20 protein-coding genes are annotated in these 13,814 nt (G+C 45.9%); 16 read left to right on the top strand and 4 right to left on the bottom strand.

Annotated features, from left to right (window positions below; all coding sequences use genetic code 11):
* The first annotated feature begins 85 nt into the window (after window positions 1-85).
* The 10 genes from B5G11_RS03235 to B5G11_RS03195 all read left to right on the top strand — a co-directional run bounded on the left by B5G11_RS03235 (window position 86) and on the right by B5G11_RS03195 (window position 4,879).
* A complete protein-coding gene (locus tag B5G11_RS03235; protein ID WP_144289667.1) occupies window positions 86-457 on the top strand; it encodes a shikimate kinase in 372 nt (123 codons plus the stop codon).
* Entirely contained in the window at window positions 399-926 is a 528-nt protein-coding gene (locus B5G11_RS03230) for a hypothetical protein (RefSeq protein ID WP_158099199.1), read from the top strand. The genes B5G11_RS03235 and B5G11_RS03230 overlap by 59 nt, the downstream gene beginning before the upstream one ends.
* A gap of 23 nt (window positions 927-949) precedes the next feature.
* Window positions 950-1,369, top strand: coding sequence for a hypothetical protein (locus B5G11_RS16490; protein ID WP_191436321.1), 420 nt, complete (start codon window positions 950-952; stop codon window positions 1,367-1,369).
* 113 nt (window positions 1,370-1,482) lie between these two features.
* Window positions 1,483-1,731 carry a type II toxin-antitoxin system prevent-host-death family antitoxin gene (locus B5G11_RS03220; RefSeq protein WP_087252160.1) on the top strand — a complete coding sequence of 83 codons (249 nt, stop codon included), beginning with the start codon at window positions 1,483-1,485 and terminating at the stop codon, window positions 1,729-1,731.
* Between the two features lies 1 nt (window position 1,732).
* Window positions 1,733-2,035 (top strand): type II toxin-antitoxin system RelE/ParE family toxin, encoded by a 303-nt coding sequence (locus B5G11_RS03215; RefSeq protein ID WP_087252159.1) that lies wholly within the window; start codon window positions 1,733-1,735, stop codon window positions 2,033-2,035.
* An 84-nt stretch (window positions 2,036-2,119) separates the two neighbouring features.
* The gene (locus B5G11_RS03210; protein WP_087252158.1) at window positions 2,120-2,437 is read left to right on the top strand and encodes a hypothetical protein; all 318 of its coding nucleotides are present in this window, start codon (window positions 2,120-2,122) and stop codon (window positions 2,435-2,437) included.
* Window positions 2,438-2,498: 61 nt separating this feature from the next.
* Complete coding sequence (locus B5G11_RS03205) at window positions 2,499-3,248, top strand: 8-oxo-dGTP diphosphatase (RefSeq protein WP_087252157.1); 750 nt, start codon at window positions 2,499-2,501, stop codon at window positions 3,246-3,248.
* A gap of 148 nt (window positions 3,249-3,396) precedes the next feature.
* The gene (locus B5G11_RS03200; RefSeq protein ID WP_087252262.1) at window positions 3,397-4,299 is read left to right on the top strand and encodes a DUF2935 domain-containing protein; all 903 of its coding nucleotides are present in this window, start codon (window positions 3,397-3,399) and stop codon (window positions 4,297-4,299) included.
* A 3-nt stretch (window positions 4,300-4,302) separates the two neighbouring features.
* Window positions 4,303-4,527: a hypothetical protein gene (locus tag B5G11_RS16485; RefSeq protein ID WP_204229563.1), complete on the top strand. Its 225-nt coding sequence runs from the start codon at window positions 4,303-4,305 to the stop codon at window positions 4,525-4,527.
* Window positions 4,514-4,879 carry a hypothetical protein gene (locus B5G11_RS03195; protein WP_204229562.1) on the top strand — a complete coding sequence of 122 codons (366 nt, stop codon included), beginning with the start codon at window positions 4,514-4,516 and terminating at the stop codon, window positions 4,877-4,879. The genes B5G11_RS16485 and B5G11_RS03195 overlap by 14 nt, the downstream gene beginning before the upstream one ends.
* Before the next feature lie 28 nt (window positions 4,880-4,907).
* On the opposite strand, the gene B5G11_RS03190 is transcribed toward B5G11_RS03195, so the two are convergent.
* The 4 genes from B5G11_RS03190 to thiS form a co-directional block, all read right to left on the bottom strand.
* Window positions 4,908-5,495, bottom strand: a complete 588-nt coding sequence (locus B5G11_RS03190) for a thiamine phosphate synthase (RefSeq protein ID WP_087252261.1) — start codon at window positions 5,493-5,495, stop codon at window positions 4,908-4,910.
* Between the two features lie 104 nt (window positions 5,496-5,599).
* A complete protein-coding gene (locus B5G11_RS03185) occupies window positions 5,600-6,379 on the bottom strand; it encodes a thiazole synthase (RefSeq protein WP_087252156.1) in 780 nt (259 codons plus the stop codon).
* A 41-nt stretch (window positions 6,380-6,420) separates the two neighbouring features.
* Window positions 6,421-7,065, bottom strand: a complete 645-nt coding sequence (gene thiF / locus B5G11_RS03180) for a sulfur carrier protein ThiS adenylyltransferase ThiF (RefSeq protein WP_087168954.1) — start codon at window positions 7,063-7,065, stop codon at window positions 6,421-6,423.
* Between the two features lies 1 nt (window position 7,066).
* Window positions 7,067-7,264, bottom strand: coding sequence for a sulfur carrier protein ThiS (thiS, locus tag B5G11_RS03175; RefSeq protein WP_087168955.1), 198 nt, complete (start codon window positions 7,262-7,264; stop codon window positions 7,067-7,069).
* A gap of 370 nt (window positions 7,265-7,634) precedes the next feature.
* Between thiS and B5G11_RS03170 the strand changes: the two genes are divergently transcribed.
* The 6 genes from B5G11_RS03170 to hemB all read left to right on the top strand — a co-directional run bounded on the left by B5G11_RS03170 (window position 7,635) and on the right by hemB (window position 13,739).
* Window positions 7,635-7,826, top strand: a complete 192-nt coding sequence (locus B5G11_RS03170; RefSeq protein WP_087252155.1) for an aminoglycoside 6-adenylyltransferase — start codon at window positions 7,635-7,637, stop codon at window positions 7,824-7,826.
* 99 nt (window positions 7,827-7,925) lie between these two features.
* On the top strand, window positions 7,926-8,594 hold the full coding sequence (locus B5G11_RS03165; RefSeq protein WP_242958898.1) for a helix-turn-helix transcriptional regulator: 669 nt from the start codon (window positions 7,926-7,928) through the stop codon (window positions 8,592-8,594).
* A 567-nt stretch (window positions 8,595-9,161) separates the two neighbouring features.
* Window positions 9,162-10,868: a carbon starvation protein A gene (locus B5G11_RS03160; protein ID WP_087252154.1), complete on the top strand. Its 1,707-nt coding sequence runs from the start codon at window positions 9,162-9,164 to the stop codon at window positions 10,866-10,868.
* A 152-nt stretch (window positions 10,869-11,020) separates the two neighbouring features.
* Window positions 11,021-12,292, top strand: a complete 1,272-nt coding sequence (locus tag B5G11_RS03155) for a beta-galactosidase (RefSeq protein ID WP_087252153.1) — start codon at window positions 11,021-11,023, stop codon at window positions 12,290-12,292.
* 64 nt (window positions 12,293-12,356) lie between these two features.
* Entirely contained in the window at window positions 12,357-12,650 is a 294-nt protein-coding gene (locus B5G11_RS03150; RefSeq protein WP_087252152.1) for a hypothetical protein, read from the top strand.
* A 114-nt stretch (window positions 12,651-12,764) separates the two neighbouring features.
* Window positions 12,765-13,739 carry a porphobilinogen synthase gene (gene hemB, locus B5G11_RS03145; protein WP_087252260.1) on the top strand — a complete coding sequence of 325 codons (975 nt, stop codon included), beginning with the start codon at window positions 12,765-12,767 and terminating at the stop codon, window positions 13,737-13,739.
* The last annotated feature ends 75 nt before the right edge of the window (window positions 13,740-13,814 follow it).

The raw sequence follows: 13,814 nt of genomic DNA, 5'->3' as shown, positions 1-13,814 counted from the left end.
GACCTGGTATCATATATACTTGAACCAGGAAAAGAAATAGTACATTTTATTTCAAATCAGGCTTAGATAAGGTGGCGATTGAAATATGAAAAATGTAATACATATTTATGGAGCTTCAGGCTCTGGAACGAGTACATTAGGCAGAAAAATCAGTGAAGAATTGGGATATAAATTTATGGATACAGATGATTACTTCTGGGTACCTGCCAATCCGCAATATACCACTAAAAGAAAAAGCGAAGAGCGGCTTGCATTGATGAAAGAGGATATTATAGAAAATGAAAATGTAGTCATTTCCGGTTCGCTAGTGGATTGGGGAGATGAATTAATTCCAATGTTTACATTAGTTGTGCGGCTTGTTACGGATACAGAAACAAAGTGCATTCTGTCTTGTGGAAATGGGTGCAGCATGGGCAATGAGCAAGCATTACTTTCCTCTGGTAACAGTGCCATATGACCGATTAAATAAAACTCCGCTTATGGGAATGCAGATGCGCAAATTGATCAGCATAGACGATTTAAGTGTGATTTATGATGAGTTGCATCGGTGTGGTGTGCTGGTGGAATATCAGACAGCGGACTTTCATAAGCAGGCGAAAGATTATGTCAAACAGGCGAAAAAGATAGTGGAGGGCGGCTATCAGATAGAGAAAGACGAAGAAGGTTATTACGAAACAGAGATTTCTTGCGTGAGAAAAGTAGCCCAGAAACAGTTTCGATGCTATGGAATCAAAGGACATATTGCGGATCCGCCGGACGGAGAGAATGCAAAAAGCGACTGGCTTTTTTACAGGATCGACCAATTTCCGCCTTTGGAGGCAGGGGATCGGGTCAGATTTAAAACATCAAAATCAAAAATCAATGCTTTTCCTGATTTAGGACGTGCCAGAAATATTTATCCGGATGATTTGATGAAACTGGATTAGCAGACAGTATTGGAGGGACCTCAATGATATTCAAAGTACAGAAAATAGAGGAAGATATAGATTTTGGCTGTGAAGAGCGAATGGATGATGAGCCTGTTATGGCTGTTGTGACATTGCAGGATGAGGCAGGAGCAGAAAAGAGAGTCAAGATACCGGATCAGCTTTTGTATGATCGTGAAATCAATGAGGGAGATCAGGTGATCTTTGATGAAAATGGAAAACTGCAGAAGCGGATTCGAGGTGACTGGACTGAAAGATGCAAGAAAGCGAATGTGAATACAGAGGAATTTGTCTCAAAAATGGAAGCCCTGAAAGCGGGAAAGAAAGTAAATTGGATCTGTCCTTTCTGTGGCGGCAATGTGACTCTGCTGGAACAGGAAAGTTCACACACAGTGATCGGTTGTGATTCCTGTGATATGCGGATTCAGTTGGAGAATCACTGATTACGGGAACAAACAGAAGAAAAAGCTGTAAAATTTTACGTTGAATTTTACGGCTTTTTTCGTATAATAAAGATAACAGAAACAATAGAAATCGAAGGAAGGAGCTGAACGATATGCCAAACATTTTGCCGGTATCTGATTTGAGAAATTATAATGAAGTTCTGAAGAATTGTCGTAAAGGAGAGCCTGTATATCTTACTAAGAATGGCAGGGGGCGCTATGTGGTCATGGATATTGAAGATTTTGAGCGTGATCATGCAGAGAAGAAGCTCTGGATGAAGCTGCAGGAAGCGGAAGAAGCAGTGAAAGATGGAGAAGGATGGCTTGATCTGGATGAACTAAAAGCACTTATGGGGGAGTAAGATGTTAAAGTTGCGGATTAATCCGATTGTTGTAAAGGATTTAAAAGATATCCGGGATTATATTGCAGAAGATAATGAAGAGTATGCTGCAAAGACTATAAACGAGATTTATGGTAAATTTGAGAATCTCCAGATGTTTCCGGGAATAGGTACAAATCTTTCTAAACGAGTCAGCTTTCGGACAGATTATAAATATGCGATATGGGAAGATTATGTGATTATCTATAAAGTAAGTAGCGAATATGTGGAGATTTATCGTGTAATTAACCGATATCAGGATATTACAAGTATCTTTGATTCATAAACTAATAGAGTTGTGCGAGATGAGTATGACATCAGTGAGTGAGATTATTGAGCTTCAATCATTGTACTAAAGGAAGGAGTAGAAATGGAAATGTCCAAAAGAGACTGGAAACTTTTTCGAGAAAAATTACCTGGCTGGCAGGAGAATTATATGGCCCGTCTGATCAAGGAATATATTAGCTTGCTAAGCGCAGAGGATAAAAATGCGTCCGATAAATTTTGGGAGCTTGAGAAGAAGATTAAAACCGACAGACGTCACCCGGGAGTAATTCTGAATATGGAACAATCCAAAGCCATATATGATATTATCAGTCTTGTCAGATTTGGAGTGATTTCTTTCGATGATCTGGCAGATTTCAGTGAAGACTTACAGCAGGAAGTAAAGTTGATCCTGAACAGATAGATTATGGAAGAATAGATCGAGGCACAGAAAGAAGTGATAAGATTTTGGTGTGGAGGTACTTATGAAAAATCATAAAGTTGTCGATGGCCATCTCCTTCAAACCAATAAGAAATATTCCCATCTGAAGCTGAAGCAAAAGAACCGGATTGCGGAATGGATGTATCAGGAAACAAAGGCGTATTATGAAAAGAACTACGTGTTTCCGAATGAAGCACATCTGGATGATGTCGTAGAGAAGGTTTACGACAGGATTGAGCAGGCGGAAATCTGGATCCCTTATGAAGAGGTGTGGCATCATTACAAAAAGAAGCGTTCGGATCTGAACAGCCGGGTGCGGAGGGAACTGAATGTTGGTGAAGAAAAGTACAAAGAGAAAGCCTGCTTTATGAATCTGTGCATGATTCAGGATGAGCAGGGAAATGTTCTGGCTCTTGACAAGATGAATGACAGCTATACCGGGACGACGTTTCCGGGCGGGCATGTAGAGCCGGGAGAAACTTTTCGTGAAGCAGTGATCCGGGAAGTCCGGGAGGAAACAGGCCTTGTGATCCAAAATCCCGAGCTTTGCGGCATCTATCACTGGAATAAAGCGCACACACACAATATGATTTTTCTGTATCAGACGAAAGAGTTTTCCGGGGAACTGCAAAGTTCAGATGAGGGCCCGGTATACTGGATTTCTATGGCGGAGTTTATGAAAAAAGAACTTGCCAAAGGAATGAAAGAAGTAATGGAGATCATGATGAATCCGAACCTGCAGGAATGTTATATGCGTCTGGAAAAGGGAGTGTATCAGGGAACGTTGTGTTAGAAGAAGTCTGCAACGCAGTCAAGAATATAAACAGTAGTCAGGCGGTATGGCCCGGTATTAAGGGCCATACCGCCATTTCTCTATAATATCCAATTCCCAATCCCATCATATATTATAAAGAATAGGAAATATCAGGATGTGCATGAATATGGAAAACTATGTAAGAGCATCACTGGAAACGCATTTATTTTTCGGAAGAATCATGAAGGAACATTCGTTGTTTCTTCAGGCGGGATTCCCGGCCGGGGAAACGGGATACAGAAGCAAAGCAAGCTGGTACCGGGACGAATTTGAAAAGGTACTGTGGCAGACCGTACGGTTTTCGGACGGCATGGTAGGAAAGGATGTGCTGTGTTCCGGAGAAGTGTTCACAGAATACACGGTTATGGCGGAGCAGCAGACAGGAAGACTTACGAAGATTCCGATCGATGTCCGGATCACACAGGCGGAAGAAAATCTGCAGGCGGGAAGAGAAGCATGCAAGGACGAAAGAATGGCCAGGCGGATCCGCCAGCTGAATCATCATGTTCTGCACCTGCTTGGCGGGCTGATTGAGTTTAAAAAGCAGATATTGCAGGAAGTGACCTGCTGCAGATTGTTCACGGCCAACTATCCGTTGCTGATCGAGCATATCATCCGGGAGGCGGAATTATATCAGAAGATGATTGCTTCCCTGGAGGATGGAACCTGCAAATCGGTGGAACAGATGGCTGAGACAGAGCGGTTCTGGAATCAGATCATGATGGAACATGCGTTGTTTATCCGCGGCCTGCTTGATCCGACGGAAGGCGAACTGATCGAAACGGCAGATTCCTTTGCCGGTGATTATCAGAGACTTCTGGAGGAGGCAAGGCAGAAGGATTGCAGAGCCATGAACGGACTGACGAGGAAAACACTGGAAACGACAAAGAAGTACCGTGATTTTAAGGCAGCGGGGACAAAGGGAATAACCGGATGCGAGATTCGCTCCATCATTCTTCCGCTGTTGGCAGACCATGTGCTCCGGGAGGCAAACCACTATCTCCGGCTTTTGAAGCAGAAGGGAGAGTAATCCATGCAGCTGTGCCAGTACCCTTGTCAGAACCAGGTTCGCCGTTTTACGCTGGAAGCGATTCAGATTCCAATCGTATACAATTCGTACGGCGATTATGACCCGAATGGACTGTTATACGTGCTGGAAAGTATTCAGCAGCAAAATTCACGGCGATCCTGCAACACCCGTATGGAAAGCATATTCCGGGGACAGGGTCATTTTCCAGACGATGATGCCGGCGGATAAGCCGCGAAATGTATCACTTGCCATTCACGGACATTTGTGGAGGGAACAGCCTGACGATGCCTTATCCAGAGAGATTCCGATTCAGGGAGGAATCAGCATCGGGAACCGGTTTGATATGGAACTGAAAGACGGAGCTTCCTGTCCGGGCGACTATCTGTACCGGTCAGGAAGTTTTGGATGGGATGTGGAATCCGGCATGTGGGGAATCTTCAGGGTAATGAAACAGTCGCTTCGGTGCAAATGCAAAGAAGTAGGCGGAAAACTGCCATTTCATTTCGGTGGGAATAAAACATCTCTTATGATACAGTCAATAAAAAAGCAGAAAAAGAAAGAAAAGCATAGGGGCAGATAACATGCCCCTATCTTTGTTAACTATTTTTTTACATGCCCATCATCTGAGACATGATACATACTCCTGATGCTCCGTGCTTCAACACAGTTTGTATTTGTTCGGGATCCAGACGGATCCCGCCGATGGCGTATATCGGGATCGGCGAGCGGTCACAGATCTGTTTCAGAAAATCGAGACCTCGCGGTGGAAGTCCTTTTTTGCAGTCGGTAGCAAAAATATGACCTGCCGTTGCATAGGATGCTCCAAGAGCGGCAGCTTCTTCTGCCTCTTCTGTAGAATGGATCGAAACGCCGATCCGCATCCCCGTAAGACGGCCGGCGCCTTTTTCTTTCAGCTCCTTCAGTTTCCAGAGCGGTAAATGAAGGATATCCGTGTCTGCAGCGTCTGCAGCTTCAGGATAGAAGTGAGGGATCATCGTGACCTGATGCCGGTCACAGATTTTTTTTACAGCCAGGGAAAGATTCAGGTAGTCTTTGACCGGAAGATCTTTTTCTCTGAGAAGAAAAGCACGAGGCTGAAAACTGCAGATTCGTTCTACCTGATCCAGATATGGAAGCCGTGTCAGATGGCGGTTAGAGACGGCAATCACTTTTGAAAAATCAATTTCGTTGTACATGATTTTATTTCCTGTTCCTTTTGTATCTGATATCTTGTTTTTCAGCGTAAAACAAAGCTGAAACCACATTTGACCGGGCAGCGGCCATGCCTCATTCAAAGAATCTATTTTTGACTCACTCCTGTAACCGGGGAGGAGGCGCTGGACCCTTTTTCGATTACCCGTCCCATGCCGGAAAGGTATGCAGTACGTCCTGCTTCGATTGCTTTGCGGAAAGCGCCTGCCATTGCGGGAATGTCTCCTGCTGTAGCGATAGCGGTATTGGACATGACTGCGGCGGCACCCATTTCCATGGCTTCACATGCATGGGAAGGTCGGCCGATACCGGCATCGACGATGATAGGCAGATCGATTTCATCGATGAGAATCTGGATAAATTCTTTTGTGCAGATTCCTTTATTGGATCCAATCGGGGCACCGAGAGGCATAACACATGCGGCGCCGGCATTGACCAGATCTCTGGCGGCATTGAGATCCGGATACATATACGGCATAACGATAAATCCTTCGTTTGCAAGAATCTCGGTTGCCTTGATCGTCTCATAGTTGTCCGGAAGAAGGTATTTGGAATCCGGAATCACTTCAAGTTTGACAAAATCACTATGGCAGATTTCCCGCGACAGCCGGGCGATGCGGACTGCTTCTTCTGCGGTTTTTGATCCGGATGTATTTGGAAGAAGTGTCACACCTTCCGGAATATAGTCAAGTATATTTGCCGAACTGTCCTGATTTGTACGGCGCAGTGCAAGTGTGATAATCTGGGCCCCTGCGTTCTCAACAGCTGCCTTAATCAGTTCAAGGGAATATTTCCCTGATCCAAGTATGAAACGTGACTGGAATTCATGTCCTCCCAGACAAAATGTGTCTTTTGTTAAATCTATCATTGTTTTTCTCCTTTATAAAATAGTGTTTGAAATCTGTTTTCTCATAGACGGTCTCCGGCTGTTCCGTTTATGATCAGATCTGCAGCCAGATTCGCCTGGTGAGCAGCGCAAAGTGCCACCCTGGGGGCCATCAGGCCCGGGCCTTTGCGTGAATCGCTGACCCCGTCCCCGCACAAGTAGAAACGGCTGGTGATTTTCTTTGAAAGAATCGTATTGCTGTTTCCGTATCCGGCCATTCCGGAAGCGCTGATTATGATCAGATCCCGGTAATTTTCCAGAATACCGTTTACAAGCATGGCCTTATTTTCCGGGACATCAAAGGCTTCGCACAGGATGGTGTCTTCTTTAAAAAGTGAAGCGACATTTTCATCAGAGACCCGGACGCAGTCTGTCCGGATATCCAGATAAGGATTGATCTCCAGCAGCTGTTCTTTTAAAGCATCCGTTTTGAACATACCTACATGACGCATCAGGTACTGCTGCCGGTTCAGATTGGTCAGATCTACCCGGTCAAAATCGATCAGATGAAGGTGTCCTGTTCCGATTCTTGCAAGGGAAAAAGCAATATTGGAACCCAGGCCGCCAAGACCTGCTATGGCGACTCTTCCACGGTTCAGCTTTTCCTGTATAGCTGCTGTGTGGCGTTCACAAAGTGCCTCCTGTATCTCTCTTTCGGTAAATCTCATATCAGCCCCCTCCTACAAAACTTACAATCTCGAGTACATCCCCGCTGTGGAGTAAAGTTTCCTTATAACAGCTTTTGGGAATGATCTCACCGTTTTTTTCAACAGCGATCCGGTTTGTCTGGTAGCCTTCCTGCTCCAGATAAACCAGCAGTGTGGTTGGTTCTTCTAACGGTTTGTCCTCTCCATTTATCCGGACCATCGCTTCCTCCTTCCCGGATGAACAGGATAGAGTGCGCTGCAGAATCTGTATGGATAAAGACACGGAAGGAATCAAATGTCATTCTGCAATAAAAAAGGAGTCCACAAAGAATTACACCCGTGGTGGTGCACCCCTTCATGAACTCCTGTTCACTCTATCGTTATCCGTATTCTTTTTATAATTACACTAAATAGTATACCATGAAAAAATTCTCTGTCAATTATTCAGAGAATTTTTTCATTTACTCTCATTTACAGGATCAAAGCAGCCGGATATAATAAAATCAACAGTCGAAAGAAATGTATTACCGGCTGCAGCCGGCATATGTGAAAAAACTAAATTTATAAATCATAAAAAGGGGAAAACTTATATGCGTTCTGAAAAAGAAATGCTCTCATTGATTGAAGAAATTGCACTGGAGGATGAGAATATCCGGGCAGCTTATTTAGAAGGATCCAGGGTGAATCCAAATGTTACCAAAGATTTATTTCAGGATTACGATGTGGTATACATCGTGGAAATAACCAGGCCATACCGCGAAAACAAGGAATGGATTATGTAGAAATCGTTTTATACAGGAAATCAGGGCATTCAACCGATGGTAGAGTGCAAAAATAGCGGTTTTGTGTTATCCTTTCTTCAGAGAGAGGGGGCAGAAGTTATGGTGAACCTGAATCAAACTGGAAAATTTATAGCAGAATGTAGAAAGAAAAAGCAGCTGACACAGAAGCAGCTGGGAGAGAAACTCCATGTAACGGACCGTGCTGTTTCCAAATGGGAAAACGGAAAGGCGTTTCCGGACGTCCATATTATGGAAGACCTGTGCAGGGAGCTGGATATCAGTGTGAGCGAGCTGCTGGCGGGCAAGCGGATCGAGACGGAGCAGTATCAGAAAGAGACGGAGAAACTGCTGATGACGGCGGTCGGCAGGTCTCAGCTGTATGGATTTCAGATTATCATTTACATTTTAATGTTTTCTTTTATTACAGCCTTCCAGCTACTCCTTGTCCTGAAAGGTGACGGCGAGTGGCTGCCGCCGACGAGGGAGATGATTTTATGCGGGCTGGTCTGTGTGGGTACGTTTGCCTGTGCGGTCTATCTGGACAAGAAGATTCCGGAGAGAATGTTTCGGATGTCCAGTCCGGTTATACAGGGGATTGTGGGAGGCGTTTATTTTCTTTTGTTAACGCTGTTTGATTATCAGAGTTACGGGGGATTAGAGGGAATGGAATCAGGGGAACAGATTTTTCTCATTCTCTTTTTCATAGTGGGATTCGTTTTTACAGTGTTTTTTTGGGCCGCAGCTGGATCTGAAAGAAAAGATAAATAAGGAGTCTGCACTTTTCTGAGAAAACATTTTAAAGTGATGAAATCATGCACAAATTGCAAGGATGAAGAGAAAATATTTTATTCATGTTTGACAAAAAAACAGAATGCACTCGGTTTTCCTATTGACAATCTGTTTAAAAGAGCTATAATAAAACAAAATTAAAAAGCCAATGCGAAGAACAGGACAGGACTTCCTGTGTACCAATGCTTTCAGAGAGTTTCCGGCTGGTGTGAGGAAACAGCATGACGAGGAAGCCATCCCCTGCAAGCAGTCGGGGTGAAAAGTGAGTGAGTAGCCCGGACCGGAGTTCCACCGTTAGAGGGAAAGCTGTTAATCCGTACGATTAGTCCGGACGACAGTACAGAGTGACCGGACGTTGTCCGGTAAGCAGAAGTGGTAACGCGGAGAAGAGAAGTTTCGTCTTCTGACAGAGCAATCTGTCAGAGGGCGTTTTTTTGTTTTAATTAAAACTTTGTTCTTTACCGCTGCGCTTGATTCGCAGGTCGGAACCCTCCAAAAGGGAAGGAACCGGTCGTTTGGCCTGATAGAAAAGGAGAGTGGAAAATCATGAACTCACTGGTAATTGTTTTAGCGGCGGCGGTCTGTCTGATTGCGGCATATGCGCTGTACGGACGCTGGCTTGCCAGGAAATGGGGAATCGACCCGAAGGCGAAGACGCCGGCAGTTCTGCATAATGACGGGCAGGACTATGTTCCGACAGATGGGTGGACCGTCTTTGCCCATCAGTTTTCTTCCATCGCAGGTGCAGGACCTGTAACCGGGGCCATTCAGGCTGCAGCATTTGGGTGGCTTCCGGTACTGCTCTGGATTCTCATCGGAGGAATCTTCTTTGGAGCTGTCACGGACTTTGGTGCACTTTATGCGAGCGTAAAAAATGATGGAAAATCCATGGGGCTGCTGATTGAGAAGTATATTGGAAAGACGGGACGGAAGCTGTTTCTTGGATTCTGCTGGCTGTTCTGTCTGATCGTGATCGCGGCATTTGCGGACATGGTAGCGGATACATTCAATGCCTATGTTGTGACGGACGGAGTGAGGACACTTTCTGAGAATGCCACTGTAAACGGAGCGGCGGGAAGTATTTCTCTGTTTTTCATCCTGTTTGCGGTGATCTTTGGAGTGAGCCAGCATAAGCTGAAACTGACCGGATGGAAAGAAGCGGTCTTTGGACTGGTCTGCACAGTGCTTGCATTTGTATTTGGAATGAATTTCCCGGTAATTCTTGGAAAAGAGATGTGGGTATATATCGCATTCCTTTACATCTTTCTGGCGGCAGTGCTTCCGATGTGGTTTGTCATGCAGCCAAGAGACTACATGTCCACCTTTATGTTTATCGGAATGATCGCCGGAGCGGTGCTGGGCCTGGTGTTTGCTCATCCGTCCATGAATCTTCCGGCATTTACCGGGTTTCAGAATGAGAATCTCGGAACGCTGTTCCCGATTCTGTTTGTAACGGTTGCCTGCGGTGCAGTATCCGGATTTCACAGCCTGGTTTCTTCCGGTACCTCATCCAAGACGGTTTCCAATGAGAAGGATATGCTGAAAGTCGGATACGGGGCAATGGTCCTGGAAAGTCTGCTGGCAGTTATCGCTCTTTGTGTTGCCGGTGCGGCGGCAGGAGCAGACGGGACAGCAGCGGCCGGCACGCCGTTCCAGATTTTTTCCTCAGGAGTGGCCGGATTCCTTGAGATGTTCGGCATTCCGGTCTATGTGGCGCAGAGTTTCATGACTATGTGTGTATCAGCGCTTGCGTTTACAACGCTGGATTCTGTTGCGCGGATCGGACGGATGTCGTTCCAGGAGCTGTTCAGTGTGGATGATATGGAGCATGCGGAGGGATGGAGAAAGGTACTCTGCAATAAATATTTCGCAACGGTGATTACCCTGGTATTTGGCTATATTCTGACTCAGGTCGGCTATTCGAATATCTGGCCGTTGTTTGGAAGCGCCAATCAGCTGCTGAGCGCTCTCGTACTGATTACACTGTGTGTATTTCTGAAAGTGACAGGTCGAGAACTCAGGACACTGGTACCTCCATTTGTGATTATGCTGGTTGTCACATTTACCGCCCTTGTGCAGAGATTCATCTCGCTGGTCAAGGCATTTTCTGACGGAAAAGGCGTATTTATGGTCGAGGGACTACAGCTGATCGTTGCGGTTCTCCTGATGATCCTTGGCGTGACCATCGTTGTAACTTCGGGAAAGGAACTGCTCAGAAAGAGAACATCAAAATCATCGGCCGTATCGGCTTAAATCCAGAAAAAAGGTCGGAATCATCAATGAAAGAGGATTCCGATCTTTTTTTCTGGAAAGAAACAGAAAGAACGCCGCTTTATTCGCCTGAAATGTGATATACTGGACAGAATGAGGAGTTCATAACATTTTGTGATAAGGAGAGGAAGAATATGAAAAGGAAAAAGCTTCCGTTTGGCTATGATGATCCTTCCTGTCCGGAAAGGACTTTGGGGGCGACGGACCGGTACCTGACAAGGAACGGCAGGCCGTGGATTCCTGTAATGGGAGAGTTTCATTTTTCCAGGTTCCGAAGCGAATTCTGGGAAGAAGAAATTGAAAAAATGAAAGCTGGAGAAGTACAGATTCTGGCTACATATGTGTTTTGGATTCACCATGAGGAAAAGGAAGGAGAATGGAATTTTGAAGGGCAAAGGAACCTTCGGGAATTTCTGGAAATCTGCCGGAAGTGTGAAATGCCGGTGTTTCTGCGGATTGGTCCATGGAGTCATGGCGAGTGCAGGAATGGAGGATTCCCGGACTGGCTGATTCAGAAAGAGGGAATCGAAGTGCGGACAGATCAGCCGCTTTACCTGTCTTATGTGAAGCGGTTTTTCGAGAAAATTTACGGGCAGACGGACGGTTTTCTCTGGAAACAGAGAGGGCCGGTGCTTGGTATTCAGGTGGAAAATGAATACGGACACTGTGGAGGTCTGACCGGAGAGGCTGGAGTCCGGCATATGAAGACGATCAAACAGCTGGCAAAAGAAGCCGGGTTCCGTGTGCCGTATTATACGGCTACAGGATGGGGCGGAGCGATTGTCCCGGAAGGGGAGATGCTTCCTGTCCTGGGAGGATACTGCGATGCACCATGGGAACAGCACATACATGAGATGCCGTTGAATGCGAATTATCTGTTTTCTCACAATAAGGATGATGGAAGTATTGGCAGTGACCTGCAGAAGGAGCGGGAACAGGAATTTACTTATGACACGGAGAAATATCCATATTTTACAGCAGAGCTGGGCGGAGGCGTGCAGGTAACGATGCACCGGCGTCCTGTGGTGGACAAAAAAGACACATGTGCAATGGTGATCTGCAAGCTTGGAAGCGGAGCCAGTCTTCTGGGATATTACATGTACCATGGAGGGACAAATCCAAAGGGAAGGTACAGTACGCTTCAGGAGTCAAAAGATACTGGTTATTTAAATGATCTCCCGGTATATTCCTATGATTTCCAGGCACCGGTCGGAGAGTATGGAAGGATTCATGATGTGTTTTATCACCTTCGGCCGTATCATCTGATGCTGAAAGAGTTCGGAAGCATGATGGCGGAAACAGAGTTCATTCTGCCGGGCGGGAGACAAGTACGATCTGCTCACATACAGTCCGGATGGACAGATCTGCTGTCTGCCGTCGGAAGAAAAAATATCGTATCGATGTGAAGAAAAACATTCGGGAGCAGAAATCAGCAGGATAACAGAAGGACAGAACTATACGGAGTATGAAATGAACATTCAATATCCGGATAAAGACTTTCCGGAAAACTACTGGCTTATTATAGGATTTGACGGAGACAGGGCCGAACTCTGGATGGACGGAGAACTGTGCGGTGACTGGTTTTATACAGGGAATGACTGGCAGATCGGACTGAAATATTTTGACTGGTCAAAGCAGATGACGATTCGGATTTATCCGGTGAGAGAGCATGTGTATGTCGAAAAGAAACCGGAGCAAAGATGCGGGATACGAAAGATCCATGTGCAGACCGAGTACCGGATTTCTCTTGGAACTCTGGAATAGAGAAAAAAGTTTATATAATTCCCTGGAGACTGCCGCATCAAACCAGGACCGCGCATTTATGGCGGCAGAAGTAAGTAGGAAAATGAACTTGACAGGAAAAAGAAAGGCTAAATGATGGAATTGATAAGAAGACCAAGAAGATTAAGAAGATCTTCGGCTGTCCGTGAACTGGTTCATGAGACAGATGTTAGAGTGACAGATTTGATTTACCCGGTATTTGTTGTGGAAGGAGAAAAGGTGAAGGAGCCGGTTCCATCCATGCCGGGAATTTACCGTTATTCAGTGGATATGCTGAAAATTCATTTGAAAGAAGTGTGGGAAACCGGAATACGTTCGGTGATCTTTTTCGGCGTGCCGGATCACAAGGATGCATGCGGCAGCGGCGCATGGGATGAACATGGGGCGGTTCAGAGCGCACTTCGCATGGCAAAGGAATGTTTCCCGGATCTGATCTGTATTGCAGACATTTGCCTGTGCGAGTATACGGATCACGGCCATTGCGGGATTGTGCGGGATGGAAAAATCCTCAATGACGAGACACTTGCATATTTATCAAAAGCGGCAGTATCCTGTGCAGGAGCAGGGGCGGATATCGTAGCGCCGTCTGACATGATGGACGGACGGATCGGACATATGCGCCGATCACTGGATGAGGCAGGATATGAGGATACGCTCATCATGGCTTACTCTGTAAAGTATGCGTCGGCTTTTTACGGACCGTTTCGGGAGGCGGCGGATTCTGCGCCGGCATTTGGGGACAGAAAGACATATCAGATGGACTGGAGGAATAAAAAAGAGGCCATTGTGGAGACACAGCTGGATATCGAAGAAGGGGCCGATATCATCATGGTGAAACCGGCGATGGCCTATCTGGATATCGTAAAAACAGTCAGTGACAGATTTGAATTTCCGATATGCACCTACAGTGTCAGCGGAGAGTATTCCATGATAAAGGCGGCGGCCCTGAATGGCTGGGTTGATGAAAAAGCAGTAGTGATGGAAAGCCTGACAGCCATGAAACGTGCCGGTGCGGGAATGTTAATTACCTACTATGCACCTCAGGCGGCGAGATGGATCAGGGAGGGGTAATCCCGACGCTGGCCGGACAAACAGGATCAGGCTGTGGACGTTAGCAGATCGGTGAGAGTGTGCGCTTGACATGGC

It is taken from the genome of Drancourtella sp. An57, from assembly GCF_002161525.1.
Lineage (GTDB): Bacteria > Bacillota > Clostridia > Lachnospirales > Lachnospiraceae > Sellimonas > Sellimonas catena.
This window is presented reverse-complemented; position numbering and strand designations above follow the sequence as displayed.